Raw genomic sequence first — 257 nt, 5'->3', positions numbered from 1 at the left:
GGATCCACCCAGAAGTCTTTCGTGCCGCTCCAAACATCGAGATGGTAGTCACCGGCGCCGTTCAACGTGATCGCCGCGACGTAGCTGTTGCCGGGAACGAGGTTCGCGTCGAAGGGATCGTTGTTCGGGTGGATCAGGACCCAACTGCCGACGGCGATATGGTCGTCCCGCCAGCGCGTCGCGCGCTCGCCGCACGGCGCCTTCGCCGCCGTCAGACCGAGGTGCCCGTGCAGAGGAGCCGGTAGCGAGTCGTCCCA

General features: G+C 66.1%; 1 protein-coding gene. It reads right to left on the bottom strand.

From position 1 onward, the window contains the following. Window positions 1–257: hypothetical protein (locus tag EUU22_RS25410; RefSeq protein WP_165351282.1), on the bottom strand; the 257-nt coding region annotated here is incomplete at both ends.

Source organism: Ciceribacter ferrooxidans, assembly GCF_004137355.1.
In the GTDB taxonomy this organism is placed as follows: Bacteria; Pseudomonadota; Alphaproteobacteria; order Rhizobiales; family Rhizobiaceae; genus Allorhizobium; species Allorhizobium ferrooxidans.
The sequence above is the reverse complement of the archived record's forward strand: the minus strand, read 5'-3'. Positions and strand labels throughout refer to the sequence as shown.